Source organism: Roseimicrobium sp. ORNL1 (assembly GCF_011044495.1).
In the GTDB taxonomy this organism is placed as follows: Bacteria; Verrucomicrobiota; Verrucomicrobiia; order Verrucomicrobiales; family Verrucomicrobiaceae; genus Roseimicrobium.
The window spans coordinates 631,794-648,925 of record NZ_CP049143.1 but is presented as its reverse complement, the minus strand read 5'-3'; the positions used below and the strand labels follow the sequence as shown (position 1 = coordinate 648,925).

12 protein-coding genes are annotated in these 17,132 nt (G+C 59.3%); 4 read left to right on the top strand and 8 right to left on the bottom strand.

Annotated elements, in window-relative coordinates:
• Positions 1 to 2: 2 nt before the first annotated feature.
• A complete protein-coding gene (locus G5S37_RS02590) occupies positions 3 to 1,520 on the bottom strand; it encodes an ABC transporter permease (RefSeq protein ID WP_165200491.1) in 1,518 nt (505 codons plus the stop codon).
• 334 nt (positions 1,521 to 1,854) lie between these two features.
• Between G5S37_RS02590 and G5S37_RS02585 the strand changes: the two genes are divergently transcribed.
• From G5S37_RS02585 to G5S37_RS02575, 3 genes are read left to right on the top strand one after another with little or no spacing between them, the layout of a single operon-like run.
• The gene (locus G5S37_RS02585; RefSeq protein ID WP_165200489.1) at positions 1,855 to 3,489 is read left to right on the top strand and encodes a peptide ABC transporter substrate-binding protein; all 1,635 of its coding nucleotides are present in this window, start codon (positions 1,855 to 1,857) and stop codon (positions 3,487 to 3,489) included.
• 27 nt (positions 3,490 to 3,516) lie between these two features.
• Positions 3,517 to 4,437 carry an ABC transporter permease gene (locus G5S37_RS02580; protein WP_165200487.1) on the top strand — a complete coding sequence of 307 codons (921 nt, stop codon included), beginning with the start codon at positions 3,517 to 3,519 and terminating at the stop codon, positions 4,435 to 4,437.
• 6 nt (positions 4,438 to 4,443) lie between these two features.
• Positions 4,444 to 5,415 carry an ABC transporter permease gene (locus tag G5S37_RS02575; protein WP_165200485.1) on the top strand — a complete coding sequence of 324 codons (972 nt, stop codon included), beginning with the start codon at positions 4,444 to 4,446 and terminating at the stop codon, positions 5,413 to 5,415.
• 220 nt (positions 5,416 to 5,635) lie between these two features.
• On the opposite strand, the gene G5S37_RS02570 is transcribed toward G5S37_RS02575, so the two are convergent.
• From G5S37_RS02570 to gcvT, 5 genes are all read right to left on the bottom strand, one after another.
• On the bottom strand, positions 5,636 to 6,556 hold the full coding sequence (locus G5S37_RS02570; protein ID WP_165200483.1) for a Gfo/Idh/MocA family oxidoreductase: 921 nt from the start codon (positions 6,554 to 6,556) through the stop codon (positions 5,636 to 5,638).
• The gene (locus G5S37_RS02565) at positions 6,549 to 6,986 is read right to left on the bottom strand and encodes an 8-oxo-dGTP diphosphatase (RefSeq protein ID WP_165200481.1); all 438 of its coding nucleotides are present in this window, start codon (positions 6,984 to 6,986) and stop codon (positions 6,549 to 6,551) included. Before G5S37_RS02565 ends, G5S37_RS02570 begins: the two co-directional genes overlap by 8 nt.
• Before the next feature lie 102 nt (positions 6,987 to 7,088).
• Positions 7,089 to 9,950 (bottom strand): aminomethyl-transferring glycine dehydrogenase, encoded by a 2,862-nt coding sequence (gene gcvP, locus G5S37_RS02560; RefSeq protein WP_165200479.1) that lies wholly within the window; start codon positions 9,948 to 9,950, stop codon positions 7,089 to 7,091.
• A gap of 80 nt (positions 9,951 to 10,030) precedes the next feature.
• A complete protein-coding gene (gene gcvH / locus G5S37_RS02555) occupies positions 10,031 to 10,405 on the bottom strand; it encodes a glycine cleavage system protein GcvH (protein WP_165200477.1) in 375 nt (124 codons plus the stop codon).
• Between the two features lie 48 nt (positions 10,406 to 10,453).
• The gene (gene gcvT, locus G5S37_RS02550) at positions 10,454 to 11,569 is read right to left on the bottom strand and encodes a glycine cleavage system aminomethyltransferase GcvT (protein ID WP_240914785.1); all 1,116 of its coding nucleotides are present in this window, start codon (positions 11,567 to 11,569) and stop codon (positions 10,454 to 10,456) included.
• Between the two features lie 92 nt (positions 11,570 to 11,661).
• Here gcvT and G5S37_RS02545 point away from each other — a divergent pair, with 92 nt between their 5' ends.
• Entirely contained in the window at positions 11,662 to 12,456 is a 795-nt protein-coding gene (locus G5S37_RS02545) for a rhomboid family intramembrane serine protease (RefSeq protein WP_165200475.1), read from the top strand.
• 121 nt (positions 12,457 to 12,577) lie between these two features.
• Here G5S37_RS02545 and G5S37_RS02540 read toward each other — a convergent pair whose 3' ends face one another.
• Positions 12,578 to 14,386, bottom strand: coding sequence for a hypothetical protein (locus tag G5S37_RS02540; protein WP_165200473.1), 1,809 nt, complete (start codon positions 14,384 to 14,386; stop codon positions 12,578 to 12,580).
• Positions 14,305 to 16,968 (bottom strand): right-handed parallel beta-helix repeat-containing protein, encoded by a 2,664-nt coding sequence (locus G5S37_RS02535; RefSeq protein ID WP_165200471.1) that lies wholly within the window; start codon positions 16,966 to 16,968, stop codon positions 14,305 to 14,307. The genes G5S37_RS02540 and G5S37_RS02535 overlap by 82 nt, the downstream gene beginning before the upstream one ends.
• Positions 16,969 to 17,132: the final 164 nt, after the last annotated feature.

The window sequence follows — 17,132 nt, the reverse complement described above, 5'->3', positions numbered from 1 at the left end:
TCCTAGTCAAAGCGGATGCGTGGATCCATCAGGGCCACGAAGTAGTCAGAGAGGATATTCCCCAGCATGATGAGGAACACATTCACCGTGAGAATTCCCATCATCAGGAACATGTCGCGGTCCAGAATCGCCTGATAGCTCAGCATGCCGAAGCCATTGATATCAAAAATGCGCTCAATCAAAATCGAGCCGGTGACGAACACACCCACGATGCCTCCCAGGGTGGTCATGATGGGAATGAGCGAATTCCTCAGCGCATGGCGGAAGACGGCTGTCTTGAAGCCGGAGCCCTTGGCAATGGCCGTCCTCACGTAATCAGCCGCGAGGTTGTCCAGCAGGCTGTTTTTCATGAGCATCGTGAGGAACGCGAAGTTTCCGATGAGGTAGCAAATCATCGGAAGGGTACCGTGATGGATCAGGTCCCACGCCTTCCCTCCGATGGAAAGATCCTCGAAGTTCTCACTGACAAACCCTGATGTCGGGAACCAGCCGAACCTTGCCGCGAGGAACACGGCCAGGACACTGCCCAGTACGAAGGCCGGCACCGCGTATCCGGCAAAAATCAGGAGGGACGTAGTGTTGTCGAGAACGGTCCGATGTCTAATGGCCTTCAAGATCCCGAGCGGAAGGCAGATGACATAGGTGATGATGGTCGAAATCAGGCCGTAGAAAAGGGACACCGGCATGCGCGCGGCCATCATGTTCACCACAGGTTCATTGTACCGGAGGGAGTCGTAAAAAGTTCCCTGCAGCACGCCTTCAAAGTCCGGCCTGTAGGCCACGATGCGCCCCTTGTTCCAGTCAGTGCGAGCTCTCCATCCGTCGATTTTTTTCCTGTCCGCTCCCACGATGCTGCCATCCGTGCTCACCGTGGCCTTCACCACTTCATAAGCGTTGGTGGGGGTCCATTGCTTCTTCGGCAGCAGCCGGCGTAGGTTCGCTTCCACCTTCTGCTCCACCCTCTTCATCTCCACCTTCTGGCTGCGCTGTGATGCATTGAATAGGGAGCTAAACCAACCAGACCATCCAGCTCGGGACACGATCATCCGGTCATTGTCCCAGTCCGGGGTCGCCCGCCACGTGGGGATTGCCTGGCCGTTGGCACCTACCACACTTCCATCCGTATGAGCCGTGGCCTCGACTTCCACCATCTTGCCTGTGGGGGTCCCACCTTTGTCGAGCTCTGCCACCGTCAGCTTCACCGGGACGCTTTTGGGCACGCCCTCCAGGGGAATCATTTGATATTGCTCTTCACTCGGTAGAGCTCCGAGCCACATGAGGTAACCAATGAGGTACGGCTTATCGAGTTTGAAGTGCATCAGGAGCTGGTCCTTTTGCTCCTCACTCAGGCTGCCTCCCGGGTCCTTCATGCTGCGCTGGGCATTGAGCGCCTGCTGCTGTCGCATCATGGCCTCGACCGGGCCGCCCGGCGCCATGCGGATGATGAAGTAGACGATCATCGTCGCTCCGACCAGCGTCGGAATCATCAATAGGAAGCGGCGAATGAAATAGTCCCTCATGGGCAGGCTGGCAAAACGGGATCAGTTCAGGTCTAAGCAGGCAAGTTCAGAGTCACGGGCAAAGCTTGGATCGGCAGGCGCGTGGGCACAAGGGCTTTGGCGACTCCGACCCGGAAGTCAACCGCCGCCGCAGGGGCCGGGTGCACACTTACCAATCATCATCTACGCATGAAGTTGAAATTTACGCTCAAAGAAGCGCTTTCTGCGAGAAAAGATGATTGCTCCGGACTCCGGTACGCTTTTAGCATCATGCGCCACCGTACTTCGACCCCACCGCGGCCCAATTGCTCATGATTATTTGAACGCTGCCCTGCCCCTAATGACTGTTTCCACCATGAAATCCTGGCTTATCCGCCTCGCCGTTCTGGTGTTCCTGGTCACGGGAGTGTACGCCTTCCATGAGTGGCGCACCAACCGGCCACCTCGCGTCATTGCGGCGGCGCGTGAGCAGCGTCTTATTCTTGGCAATGGGTCAGAGGTCGGCACGCTCGATCCCCACCTGGCCACGGGTCAGCCTGAGCACATGATCTTCTCCGCCCTCTTTGAGGGCCTCGTCGCTCCTGACCCAAACAACCCTGATGCCAACGCTCCCGGAGTGGCTTCGAGCTGGGAAACCACAGATTTCATCCACTGGACCTTCCACCTCCGGCCGGAGGCCAAGTGGAGCGATGGAACTCCACTCACCGCCCATGATTTCGTGTGGTCTTACCAGCGGATGCTCACTCCTGAGTTGATAGCCCAGTATGCGTCCATGCTCTTTCCGCTGAAGAATGCGGAGGAGTTTAATGCCGGAAAAATCAAGGATTTCTCGGAAGTGGGGATCAAGGCGAAGGACGACCACACACTCGAGCTCACGCTCACGGGTCCCATGCCCTATGTGCTGGGAATGATGAAGCACTATTCGTGGTTCCCTGTCCCACGGCATGTGGTTGAGAAGTTTGGCAGCATGACAGATCGCGAATCGCGCTGGACCCGCGCGGGGAACATGGTGGGCAACGGCCCCTTCCGTCTCAAGGAATGGCGCTTCACCCATTCCACCACGGTGGAACGGAACCCGTACTATTGGGACGCGGGCGCGGTGAAGCTGAACGAAATTGTCTTCCTGCCCATCAAGAGTGATGCCACGGAGGAGCGTGCGTTTCGTGACGGGCAGTTGCATGCCACCATGACCATGCCGCTGCCGCAGATTCCGGACTACCGCAAAAATCACCAGGATGTATTTCATGAGGATCCGCTGCTGAGCGTCTATTTCTACCGGATCAACACCACCAAGCCGCCGCTCAACGACAAGCGCGTGCGGCGCGCACTGGCACTCGCGGTGGATCGCGAGAGTTTGATCAAGAATGTACTCAGGGGCGGACAGAAGCCTGCCGTGGGTATGACCCCGCACCCGGAATACCTCGGCTACACGAATGCGCCACAGGTGTTGAAGTTTGATCCGGAGGAAGCCCGTCGCTTGCTGGCAGAGGCTGGCTTTCCAGACGGCAAGGGCTTCCCCAAGTTCGACATCCTCATCAATACCAGCGAAGGCCATCGCACCATCGCAGAAGCCATCCAGGAAATGTGGAAGAAGCACCTGAACATTCCGGTGGGCATTCACAATCAAGACTGGGGCGTCTATCTCGAATCACAACGCCGGTTGGACTATTCTGTGTGCCGCGCCGGCTGGGTGGGAGACTACCCTGATCCGTACACGTTCCTCAGCATCTGGAAGACAGGCGACGGCAACAACGAGACGGGATGGAGCAATCCTGCCTATGACGAGTTGCTGGCGAAGTCCTCGGTAGAAGGCGATGCGAAAAAGCGCCTCGAACTGCTGGGGCAGGCAGAGGCCCTGTTGCTTGAGGATCTCCCCATCATTCCCATTTACTGGTATGTGCACAGCTACCTGATGCGACCGGAGGTGAAGGGTTGGAAACCCAGCGTCCTCGAACATCGTTCTTACAAGGCGCTTGAACTTGCCCCCTGATTCAAGGAAAACAAAACGAAGCGCCTCATGGTTCAATTCCTCGCCAGCCGCATTCTTCAGGGCATCGTTGTGGTGCTGGCGGTGCTGGTGATCACGTTTTTCCTGCAGAAGCTTTCGCCAAGCAGCCCATTCAACAATGAAAGGGAGATTCCGCCGGAGCAACGGGCCCGCTTTGAGGAATACTTTGGATTCAACAAGAGGTGGGACGAACAGCTTTGGCGTGTCTTCACGCACTACGCCACCTTGAACCCTCCCAACTGCATGAAGAAGCCGGGGCGGGGTGTCGGTGAGATCATTGTGCAGGCGTTTCCAGTGTCGCTGGCCATTGCCGTTCCCTCGCTTCTGATCGCGTTGCTTCTGGGAATTCCCCTGGGAGCCATCGCGGCACTGAAGCCACACACGTGGCAGGATCGGACGGCTACGTTCCTCGCCACTCTGGGTGTCTGCCTGCCAAGCTTGGTCCTGGGGCCCATCGTCGCGCTGATTTTTGGACTCTGGCTGGGCTGGTTTAATGTATCAGGCTGGATGGACCCGGGTGATTGGGTCCTGCCTTCGTTGACACTGGGCTTCATCTACAGTGGCCCCATTGCGCGTCTGACGCGTGGAGGACTGCGGGAGACCCTGGTGCAGGACTTCATCCGCACCGCTCGGGCCAAGGGAGTGGATGAGCGCGGCGTGGTGGTGCGGCACGCCATGAAGCTGGCCTGCCTTCCTGTGCTGAATTACCTCGGCCCTGCGGTGGCTGGTTTGCTTACGGGATCCTTCGTCATTGAGACAGTCTTCCAGATTCCCGGTCTCGGGCAGCACTTCGTGAACTCGGCTTTCGAGAATGATCACAATCTCGCCATGGGCATCACGCTCTTTTTCGCGGTGCTGGTGGTCGTGTTCAACATCCTCGTGGACCTGCTCCAGGCTGCGGTGAACCCCAAGATTGGCCTCAAGACGTGACGTGACATGAGTGCCGTTTCTCCAATCGCACCCATCGCAGGTGAGTCGCCGTGGCGCCTCGCTTTCCGACGCCTTACGCACAATGTGCTCGCGGTAGGCGGGTTCATTTTTCTGATTATCCTGGGGGCAGTCTGCGTCTTTGGCCCCATGCGGTCTCCCTACAAGCAGTCGGATCAGGATTTGCAGAAGCAAGCTTCGCCCCCTTCCGCGCAACATTGGATGGGGACAGACTCTCTGGGGCGTGATGTGGCTACTCGAGTGATGTATGGCGGTCGGGTCTCGCTACTCGTGGGGCTGGTGGCCACAGCGGTCGCCGCAGTGATCGGTGTTACCTACGGACTGGTCTCAGGCCTGGTGGGTGGCCGGCTCGATGCCTTCATGATGCGCATCGTGGATATCCTGTATGCGTTTCCCTTCATCGTATTCGTCATCCTGCTCAATGCCGTCTTGGGAAAGAACGAGGCCGTCGAGCATTTCACCGCAAAGGTGCTCAATTGGCTCGGAGTCATTCCCGGGGTAAAGGGGGCGTTGGAAGACATTGGGTTCAATGCCAGCTTCATCATCCTGTTTGCGGCCATCGGTGCGGTGGAATGGCTCACCATGGCACGCGTAGTGCGTGGACAGACACTGGCTTTGCGAAAGCAGGAGTTCATCACCGCCGCACGCGCTTTCGGTGCCCGCGGTTGGAGCATCCTGGGTCGTCACCTTTTGCCGAATGTGATTGGCCCGGTCATCATTTACGCCAGCCTGACTGTTCCCGGCGTCATGCTGCTGGAAGCCACCCTGAGTTTCCTCGGCTTGGGCATTCAACCACCTGCCGCTTCTTGGGGTGTGTTGATCAATGACGGATCCACACAGATCGAGAATGCCTGGTGGCTGTTGACTTTTCCCGGTCTCTTTTTTGCCCTCACCCTTCTCGCCCTGAACTTCCTCGGTGATGGCCTGCGTGATGCGCTGGATCCGCGGAGTGGGAGGTGACAAAAGGAGTGGCCTCTCAAGTGACGCGAAGCGTCCTTGGACTGCGTGCAGCCTGCTGCGGCGATGGTGACACTCATCCGTAGTTTGAAGTACTGGGAGAATGCTTGGCGACTTCGTCGCGGTGAATGCGCGCAGCAAGCTGCGCTGAAGAAAGCAGCAGCAGGCTGCACGCAGTCCAAAGCCTTCGGCAACTGATGTCGCGCCGTTCTCCGGAACCCCTTCACTCGCTCGCCCGTGCCAGCACCTCGCTCAGTTCCACACTCGTGCCACCCCATCTCCGACTCTCATCCGCGGCTTCCATGAAACAGTAGATCTCCAGCGTCTCGGACATGGTCACGGGAGCTTTCCGCGTCTGGAAGAACTTCACAATCTCCCGCAGCATGGGCGTGTAATCACCAGCTTCTTTCTGCTCGAAGATGCCGGTGTCGCCGAACTTCGTCACCTTGTACTCCGCAGGCCAGCGATGAATCGCATGCAGCGTGCCGACCTTCCCATCCTCCCACATGCCAGTCACCACGGAAGTGTGCGGCGTGGTGACGCGTTGTACACGCTGGCATCCGGAACCGAGCACAGTGAAGAGGGCCTCGGTGGGATGGATGCCGTAGAAAAAGAGATCAGGATGATTTGGCTCCAGTGGAGAAGGGCCGTACGAAATGGCGCCACGCACTGCGCCCACGTCCGCTTGAGCCACCCCAATGATGCCGGGATACCACCGCATCGCAGAGGCACTGAAACACGGCGTCTCGGACTCCGCAGCCAGTTCGTAGAGCGAGACGACGTCCTTAAGCGTGGCAGCGACCGGCTTGTCCACGAATACGGGTTTCTTCGCGGCGAACACAGGCTCCACCTGTGCGAGGTGCTTCCGGCCATCGAGGCTGCAGAGCAGAATGGCATCCGACTCGGCCACTACTTCCGCGATGCTGCCCAGCATGAGCACACCGTGCTGTTCTTCGAGTTCGCGGGTAAATTCCTTCACCCGCTCCACGCTCCATGACATGTCCGGGCTGAACTCCGGGAAACCATGCACCACGCGTGCACCTGGGATGTGTTGCGGGTTGGCGGGATCATTCAGCCGCCGGGTGAATTCGACACTGTGTGAAGTGTCGAGTCCGATCATTCCCAAGCGCAGTTCTTCAGGCATCTCTCCACACTACATCGTGGGTGAGCATGGTGTCGCCATCGAAAAGGAACGTGCCAAGGAATTGCTCCGTGCCGGTGAGCATACGATGCAGCCAGTGGATGTCATCCGCCCACATGCGTTCAAATGGAATGGCATCAATCGGCGTCCACAGTGGCACCGCTTCTTCCGTCTCCGCGGCATGACCTGTGTACTTTGGCGCCTGGAACACCGCCACATGCATGGCCATGCCATCCACGAACTGGAACCAGAGCTCCCCACGCTTCACCGCATCGATCGCGGTGACGTGAAGCTCCTCTTCCGTCTCACGCACCGCGCAGGCCAATTCCTCTTCACCGGGATCCAGCTTGCCCCCGGGACCGTTTACTTTTCCCATGCCAAAGCCCCGCTTCTTCTGGATCAGCAGCACCTTCCCATCCTCGACGATGAACATCAACGTGGCACGCACGGTCGGCTGCCACGCTGTCCAGTCAGGAAGAGGATATGTGGTTGCTGGTAGCAAAAGAATTGAGGCGGGTGTGGCTGGCGTCTGGCGTCACTCTGCGTATTCGGTCACCGACTCGCACGTACACACCAGATTGCGGTCTCCATACGCATTGTCAATGCGCCCGACCGGCGGCCAATACTTGTCGGCCTTCACCCACGGGAGCGGGAAGGCGGCTTCCTGACGGGTGTAGGGGCGGTCCCAGTCATCGGCGAGGAGCACGTCGGCCGTATGCGGGGCGCGCTTCATCACGTTGTTCGCGGTGTCGCTCAGGCCGGTCTCGATGGATTCGATCTCACCGTGGATTTCGATCATCGCCTCGCAGAAGCGATCCAGCTCTTCGCGGCTTTCGCTTTCGGTGGGCTCGATCATCAAGGTGCCCGCGACCGGCCAGCTCATGGTGGGAGCGTGGTAGCCGAAGTCCATGAGGCGCTTGGCCACATCCTCCACGGTCACGATCTTGAACTGGCGGAAGTCCAGGATGCACTCGTGCGCCACGTAGCCAGTGCGGCCTGAGAAGAGCACCGGGAAATACGGGCCGAGCTTCTTCGCGATGTAGTTCGCATTCAGGACGGCAACCTTGGTACTGTCGATCACATCGCGCCCCATCATGGCGAGATACATCCAGGAGATGGTGCAGATGCTGGCGCTGCCCCAGGGAGCAGCACACACAGCGCCGTCACGCTGGCCGGGGGGTAGGATGCCGTGACCGGGAAGGAAAGGAATGAGATGCTTCGCCACGCCGATGGGACCCACGCCAGGACCACCACCTCCGTGCGGGATGCAGAAGGTCTTGTGCAGGTTCAGGTGGCAGACGTCCGCGCCGATGAGTCCCGGTGAGGTCAGACCCACCTGCGCATTCATGTTCGCACCATCCATGTACACCTGCCCACCGTGACGGTGGATAAGCTCGCAGATCTCCACGATGCCTTCCTCGAACACGCCATGCGTGCTGGGATAGGTGATCATCAACGCTGCAAGACGGCCGGAGTACTCCTGCACCTTCTTGCGCAAGTCATCCATCTCGATGTCGCCACCGCCATCGCAGGAAACGGGCACCACCTTGAAGCCCACCATCACCGCGCTCGCGGGATTGGTACCATGAGCGGAGACGGGAATAAGGCACACATCGCGATGGCCTTCACCCTTCTGCTGGAAGTAGCGGCGAATCGCGAGCAGGCCTGCGTATTCACCCTGCGAGCCGGCGTTCGGCTGGAGGGACACGGCCGCGAAGCCGGTGCACTCTGCGAGCCAGGCTTCCAACTCGGCAAACATTTCACGGTAGCCCACGGTCTGATCCGCAGGGGCGAAGGGATGTAACCCATGCACCTCTGGCCAGCTCAGCGGCATCATCTCCGCAGCGGCGTTCAGTTTCATGGTGCAGGAGCCGAGCGGAATCATGGAGCGATTCAACGCAATGTCCTTCGCCTCCAGACGGCGCAGGTAGCGCATCATCTCCGTCTCGCTGTGATGCGTGTTGAAGACGGGGTGCGTGAGGTACTTCGAAAGGCGGCCAAACTTCTGCGCGAAGCCGTTGCCTGCTTCCTGACCTTCCGCTGCAAGTGTGGAACTCTGGATGCTGAACGCTTCGAGCACGCCCTGCAGTTCCTCATCCGTCACGCGTTCATCGAGCGCGATGCCCACGTGCGTGGCGTCCGCCTTGCGCAGGTTGATGTTCCGCTTCGCCGCGCGCTTGATCACTGCATCCGCATCGGAAACCTCCACCGTGATGGTGTCAAAATAGTCTTCACCAATCAACGTGACGCCACCCGCCTTCAGCGCTGCGGCGAGCCGTTGTGTTGCATCGTGCACGCGCTTGGCGATGGCGAGCAGTCCCTCAGGACCATGCCACACGGCGTACATGGAGGCCATCACCGCCAGCAGTACCTGCGCAGTGCAGATGTTGCTCGTGGCTTTTTCACGACGGATATGCTGCTCACGCGTCTGCAGGGAGAGACGGAAGCCGGGATTTCCCTGGGCATCCTTCGACACACCCACAAGGCGGCCAGGCATGCGGCGCTTCATCGCATCCTTCACTGCCATGAAGGCAGCATGCGGTCCGCCAAATCCAAGAGGCACGCCAAAGCGCTGGCTGTTCCCTACGCAAATGTCCGCGCCGAACTCCCCAGGAGGCTTCAGCAGCGTGAGCGCCAGCAGATCCGCGCATACGATGACCTGCGCACCGGCTTCATGAGCCTTTGCTGCAAAATCTGCATAGTCATGGATGATGCCATCCGCCGCGGGATACTGCACCACCACGGCGAAGGTTCCGTCGTCCTTCTTCAGCCCGGTCGTCTTCCAGTCGCCCACCTTCACCTTCACGCCCAGCGGCTCCATGCGTGTGCAGAGCACATCGATGGTTTGAGGGAAAACCTGCTCGTCTACAAAGAGCACCTTGCCCTTGTCGCCATAGGCGCTCAGGGAGATAGCGGCACCCTCGGCAGCGGCGGTGCCTTCATCCAGCAGCGAGGCATTGGAAATATCCAGCCCCGTGAGATCGCAGATCATCGTCTGGTAGTTCAGCAGCGCTTCCAGGCGACCTTGCGAAATCTCCGGCTGATAGGGCGTGTAAGCGGTGTACCAGCCGGGGTTCTCAAAGATATTCCGCTGGATGACCGGAGGCGTGAAGGTGTCGTGATAGCCGAGGCCGATGAAGGAGCGCACGACCTTGTTCTTCCCCATGATGCCGCGCAGCTTGCGCAGCGCCTGCTCCTCCGTGAGCGGGGCGGGAAGATCGAGCGTCTTCCCCAGACGGATGCCCTCGGGCACCACCTTCTTCATCAGTTCGTCGACACTGTCGCAGCCGATGGCGCGGGCCATTTCCAGAGCTTCGGCAGAGCCGGGTCCGAGATGGCGGTGGGAGAAGGCGGTAGTCTGGGGCATGTTCGGATGTGCGGAGGAGGGGCGCGCCATTTTTTGCACTGGCCACCCCCTGACAGATCGCCTGTCAGCAGGACATCGCCCAACCCTCCCGTTCTTTTTCTAGAGAGTAATTACGCGATGTGCTGCTGATAAGCCGCAGCATCCATGAGAGTATCTGTGCAGCCGGGGTTAGCGACCTTCAGCTTGAAGATCCAGCCTCCCTTGTACGGCTCGGAGTTCAGCAGCGCGGGATTGTCCGGCAGGGCAGAGTTCACTTCGACGATCTCGCCATCCACCGGCGTGTAGATGTCACTGGCAGCCTTCACAGACTCCACCACGGCCACCTGATCGCCGGCCTTCACCTGGGCGCCCACCTTGGGCAGTTCCACATACACCACGTCGGAGAGTTCAGCCTGCGCGTGGTCGGTGATGCCCACTGTGCCGGTGGCAGGATCGATCCACTCGTGCGATTCGCGGTAACGAAGGTTGTCAGGAACTTGGCTCATAGCGGTGAAGTAACTGTGGGTGGTGGTGAGAGTGACTGAATTCGACTTTCAGGATTGCTTTTCCGGACGGTAGAAGGGCTTCTTCACCGTTTCGGCGGAGTAACGCTTGCCGCGGATTTCGATTTCGATCGCGGTGCCGGGCTTGCTCAGGTTTGCTGGGAGGTAGGCCATGCCAATCCCCTGCCCCAGCGAAGGGCCCAGCCCTCCACTGCACACCTCGCCGACCTGGGCACCCTCGCTCCACACGGTGTAGTGTGGTCGCGGAGGTGGACCGGCGGAGGTCATGCGGAATCCGGTGAGCTTCGTGCGCAAGCCCTGAGCCTTTTGCTCCAGCAGCACATCCTGGCCGGTGAAAGTCTCCTTGGTGAGATCCACAAAGAAACCCAGGCCTGCCTCCAGTGGCGTCTTGTCCGGCGCAAGGTCATTGCCATTGAGCGGGTAGCCCATCTCCAGTCGTAGCGAGTCCCGCGAGCCCAGGCCACATGCCTGGCCGCCCACTTCGCGGGCAGCGCCCACCAGATTCTCGAACCACCCACGGAAGGTGACGGCTGGTGCGAAGAACTCAAAGCCCTCCTCACCGGTGTACCCAGTACCACAGAGGTACAAAATTCCCTCCTCCGTCACGCTCAGGGCAATGGTGTTGCGCTCGGGAAAATGCGCGTCCGGTCCGAAGACTTTCGCGAACACTTCGCGACTTTTGGGCCCCTGCACGGCTACGCCGCCTGTCACGGCACTGATATTGGCAAATTCCACGTCATCGCCCCAATTGAGGGAGCGGAGGTGGGCTTCATCCTCTGCAATCATGGAGGCATTCACCACCACGAAATACTCCCGCTCGCTCAACCGGTAGACGATGAGGTCATCAATCACGCCGCCTTGGGCGTTCAGCATGAGGGTGTACTGCCCCTGACCGGGCTGCAGTGTGCTGACATTGTTGGTGAAGGCGCGGTTCAGGAAGGCCTCGGCTCCCGGACCTTCAAAGAGAAACTGGCCCATGTGCGAAATGTCAAAGATACCCACGCGCTCTCGCACCGCCTTGTGTTCCTCCACGATTCCAGTGTATTGCACCGGCATTTCCCAGCCCGCAAAGGGCACCATCCGCGCTCCCATCGCTACATGAGCTTCGTGGAGCGGACTACGTTGCAAGGTCGAGGAATCAGACACGCCGGGCCATTGTGGAGGGCTGGCGGGTGTTGTCAAACCGTGCGCGAATGCAGTGGCAGGCGTATCCCTTCTGCGCTACTCAAACCCCTCCCATGAATTCCTTCTTGAACTCCCTGGAAAACCGCTTCGGCCGCTTTGCCATCCCCGGTCTGGTGGCAATTCTGGCGATCATCCAGGCGGCTGTGTGGGTGATGGTGCTTTTTTTCCCGGGATTCGTGGACATCCTGGTGCTTCATCGCGCACTGGTGGACCAGGGTGAGGTATGGCGGCTCATTACCTGGATTTTCATCCCCAACTCCTTCAGCGTCCTCTGGCTGCTTTTTGGGGTCATGCTCATGCTGACGTTCAGTTCCGTTCTTGACCATGCCTGGGGAGCTTTCAAGGTGAACCTCTATGTTTTCAGCGGCATCCTTTTCATCATTCTAGGCCACTGGTTTTTTGGCTCCGTCCCCACGGGGCTTTTTCTTTACGGGAGCATCTTTCTCGCTTTCTGCGTGATCGTTCCGGACTATGAGATCAGCTTGTATCTCATCATGCCCATCAAGGTGAAATACCTCGGCTTGATTACGGGCGGCATTTCTCTGCTGACATTCATCGGACAGCCAGACAGCCGATCCTCCATCTTTTTTGCCCATCTCAATTTCCTCCTCGCCTTCACCCCCGGCTTCATCCGCATGCTGAAGCAGCGCGGTACGGTCGTGCAACGTCGCGCGCGCTTCGACTCAGCCAAGGCGCCTCAAGGCACCTTCTTCCACAAGTGCGCCAACTGCGGCAAGACGGACCTCGATGACCCCAAACTCGAATTCCGCGTGACCTCAGATGGCGAGGAGTACTGCACCATCTGCCGGCCGCGGAAGAGCTTGGTGGAAACGACCAGCTCGAAGTAGCAGCAGTAGGTGCTGCTTCGTTGGCAAGGTGCGCTACGGCGCGTTCCGGATTTCGAGATTATCCATGTAGAACGCGCTCTTCGAGGTCGCGAGGCAGTTTCCAAGATGCTGCACACCACCGCTACCGCTTCTCTGCTTCCTTCTCTATCCGCGCAGCGAGCGCAAGGGCCGCTTCAGCGTGTTTGGGATGCCGCTTGGCCACGTGTTCCCGCAAAACTTTCACCGACACACCCGCATGCGCCCGATGCCAGCGGGCGATCACCATTGTCCGCTGAAGAAGTTCTGCATACGCGATAGCGCAGTTCACGCCGTACTTCTTCGAGTTGTCGAGCTGGGTGTCGGCATTTTCGACGATGTAGTCCCAATCGGTCCAGGGCCTGAATTCCTGCTGAAGCTTCAGCGATTTCAAGCCGATCGCCCTTGCCAGGGCCTGCCATTCGGGCCACCAGGCCTCGCTGGCCTTCCACCACGCTTCCGCTGCCGCGCGGTCCTTCACGAGCGTCTTGATGTCTTTGTGAAGTACTTGTGAATGTGAATGGATGTCGTTCATATCCTCGAAGTCGCTGTCAGCCACGAGATCCAGAGTGCGCCACACTTCCTTGTAATCTTTGATGATGAGTGCCAGGTACGCCGCATCCAACGCGTAGGGCCGCGCGAGCATCTTGTTTTCCATGCCCTGGATCAACTTCCACGCTTCCAGCGTGCCGGGATAGTCCTTCGTCTCAAAGACCATCCACGAAGCGTCGGAAAGCGCGTTGAAACGGTCAGTTTCGTGGGCCTTCGGGTTGGCGGCAATCGTACGGTAGTGAGCCACCGCAGCCGCAGTGCCCGCCCGACGATTGATCATCTTGCCTTGGAAGATGGCGGCCTCATCGCGCGCGAATCGACGAGGTGTGTCCGCCCACGCCTGCACCAGGAAATCCATCAGGGCCTCCAGCCCCGGAGGCGGCGTGGGCTTGTTTTTTGCTTCGAGCCACTCTTCTGCGTACTCGAGAGCATCCCGCAAACGCGCATCATACCCGGGCTGCGGCCCGTAGTGCGTCAGGACGCGTAGGGCGTAGCGGAACCGCAGCGGAAAATCCCGCTTGTAACCCATCATGGTTTCCTGGCAGTCGTAATAGTCGTCCACATGATCGCCGCGCTCGACCTTGTCCGCATCTGGCCAGGGGTTTTTCTGCAGGTATTCACGCACGCGTGCCTGTATCGGGGCAACGGCGCGCGCTTCGCTGAGCGCCTTCCGGATCGTTTTAAGCTGTTCCTTGTATTTGTCATCCAGCGCGACCATCTTGCCACTCGCCAGCGCTGCCAGCATCCGCTCTCCGGCATCGTGGTAGCCCATGCTCATCAGGCTGCGCGGGAGGGTGAATGCCGCCCGATCAAGATCCCCGGGCTCAACCTCCCCGGGAAGAGGCGTGAAACTCTTGACGATCCCCTTCCACTCGGTGACGAGGTCGGCCTCCTTGGTTTCCGGAAGCCTCGCCCGGTACACCATCATTTGCATGGCGGCCAAGGCGCGTGTTTCCACCGGCAGCTCCTTCTTCTCCAGCTTCGGCTTGCTCTCGGCGAGCCCGCGAAGCGGGTCCTTCTCCCACTCCACGTCCTGCAGTTTATGTTGGACTGATGTGCAAGCGGTGTCCGCCAGCAGCATGAGAAGAACCACGCCGGTTCCTAAAAAAGAGGTCAGTGGACGCATCTGCCCTGAGAGTGGCAAGATTTTCCGCGCATGGCAATGCAGTTGGTGCAGACATTCGCGGAGAATTTTCGGGTGCTGCTGCGAGTGTTCCATCAAGTCCCTGCACAAAGAACAAGGCCGCCTGATCCCCTTGGAGTGCGGTTGTCTTTCCTCGCTTATGGCACAGCATTTTTGATCACCAGATTGTCCAGATAGAAGGCCTTCTTCTCGGTGGCATTGCTGACAAAGACGAGCCACTCCAGCGTGTCCCACATCTTGCTGCCATTCGGCAATTCCTCGAAGACCTTCGCGCTTCCATCAGGCAGCGTGACCTTCAGAGTCCAGGCGCCTTTCGAGGCTTCCCCAAGCGGCGCGCTCAGTTCGAAATGCACCCACTGCTCCACCGGCAGCTTCATGAGTTCCTTCTTCCGGCTGAAGAGCGCACCATCCTGCACGTCGATGGACGGGCCCACTTCATACTTCGCGAGCTTGTTCCGCCATTCGTGGTTGAACTTCGCTCCCGGCTCCATCCACAAATCAAACGACACTCGGCTGGTGCCCGACTTGTGATTGCAGTCAAAATTGAAGTGCGGTGTCCACGGATTGGGCAGGCCCGGTGCGTCCTGTACCTTCACGCTGCGCTTCCCGCTCTTTGCCTTCTCATCGGTGACCGCGATGCTGTCGCCCTTGTTGTGCACGTCGAGGCGGGCGTTCCACAGAGGCTTGCCAATGGGCGTGCCCTCGAAGTCATCTTCGTAGCTGAAGAGCGGCACAGGCTCCAGCTCCACCTCAGGATACGTACGCACGGCGGCAAGAGCACGCCAGCCATCCGAGGCATCCGCGTCATACACTCCGGCTTTGGTGTAATCGAAGGGCTTGAATCCCATGGCCAGCGCGGGCGAATCCGGCTTGAGACGGTAGTCTCCACCCTTCGCATTCACGAACAGCGGATCCGCCACGCGCGAGCCGCGATCAAAGCCCTGCTTCTGCCAGCCGGCAAAGTCACTGCCTGCGAAATCGATGGGCTGCTTGCGAAGGTCCCAATACAGGTTGCTCTCCATGCGCACCTTGGGTTTGTTCCACTGGCCGTAGAAGAGGATGCCGCTGTCGAAGAGCACGATGTTGTTCGCGTACGTAAAGCTGAGATGGTCCTCGGTACGTGAGCGCTGGATCTGCGCCTCATTGCCAAAGGCGAAGATGTTGTTCCGGATCACATTGTCCCTCCCATAGTGCTGGTGGAAGGTGGCGTGCCGGGTGTTGTGCACCAGGTTGTTTTCCATCAGCACGCCGCTGCTGCCTTCATCCGTGTACAGACCCCAACCCCCGTAGCGATAGCCCTGCACATCATGCACATGGTTGTTCGAGACGGAGGTGCCGGAGGCAGGCCCTAGACCATAAAACCCGCCCATGTCGCTCAGCACGCCATACCCGAGGTGGTGGATGTGATTGAAGTCGATCTTGTTGTGGTGCGAGAGACTCTCTCCATACCCCCACACCCAGCCCACGGACACGCCGGTGTAGAAGAAGTCGCCGATGTCATTGTGCGTGATCACGTTGTCACTGCTCTGCTGGATGAACACCCCTACGCTGCCCATGAAGTAGCGGCCACCGTTTTGGATGATGCTGTTGTCCACGGTGATGTGATGCGTACGGCCCGCGGGATTCGAGTCCACACTCCCCTCACCGATACGCACCCCACCGGCGCCCATGTCATACAGGTGGCTGTGGGTGATGCTGCTGTCCGTGCAGCCGTTGCGGAACCAGATGGCATAGGTGCCGGTGTGCGCAATTTCGCAGCGGTCGAAGGAGATGTGCGACGCACCATCTAGCATCACAGCGGCGGGAATCTTCGAGTCCGCCTGGCTGTCGATGTGGCCCTCCTTGGGGATGTGGTAACCGGTGTGGTGAAAGCGGATTCCTTTGAAGGCGATGTGCTTCACGAGCTTCCCATTCGCAGGCTCACCCTTCACCACCAGCAAGTGCTCGGCAACGGGCGCGATAGCTTCCACTTTGCTCATGTCCTCATCAGGCAGGGGTTTGTAGAGCAGCTTGCCGTCGTCGCGTGAGAGGTACCACTCGCCGGGCTCATCCAATGCGCCGCGGAAGTTTTCCAGGATGTAGCGCTGTCCCGCTTCATACACGAGGAAAGGCCAGCGCGAGGGGGCGGTGAACTGCACATAGCCTGCAGGCGCTTCGAGGTACGCCACACGATGGCGCGCAATCTGCCATGTCTGGAAAACGATGACTTCCACGTCTTCGCGTTCTTTGGGTGACAAGGGGTCAATCGCCTTGAGGTCCTCGCTCATCGCGTAGAAGGCGGTGTTCTCCGGCGCCTTCATGGGTGGGGCTCCGGCGCGTGACTCCAGCGCTGGCTTGGAGGCGTGCAAGTAGCGCTTGTTTGGCGTGCGCGCACGAGTAGCGCGGCGGCCGTTGATCCAAAGTTCCTGGAAGTACCACTGACCGGATTTCACTTCGGGAATTTCCGCAGACCAGAGACCGTCCGGCTCCTTTTTCCAACCCGTGATGCGGCGTCCGCCACTGAGGATGGGCTTTGCTCCGGGAGCAGCTTCGTACGTGATGGGTGAAGTGCTGGTGCCGGTATCCTGCGTCTCAAAGGCGAGAGGTTCGGTAATGGTGTAGGTGCCGTCGGCGATGGTGACGCGGATGGGCTCCGCCTTGTCCTTGCCTTCCCCAGAGCGCCAGGCGCGAATGGCGTCGCGGGCTTCCATCAGGGATTTGATGGGGCCATCAGGTGAGACATGGATCTCGTGAGCCTGCGTGATGAAAGGCGCGCAGGTGAGCGCGATGGTGAAAATGAGAGCAGCGGAAACGCGATGCATGGGATGCATTTGGGCGTGTGATGGAGATGTGTCAATGAGGGGGACTTGCGGGTGCCGCGATATGGCGATGCGGCGGGAGGTGGTACGCGCTGCGGGGACAGGAATGTCCCCGACCCTTGAAAGCTACTTTGCCGGCGCCATCGCGTCACAGAACCACTTCCCTT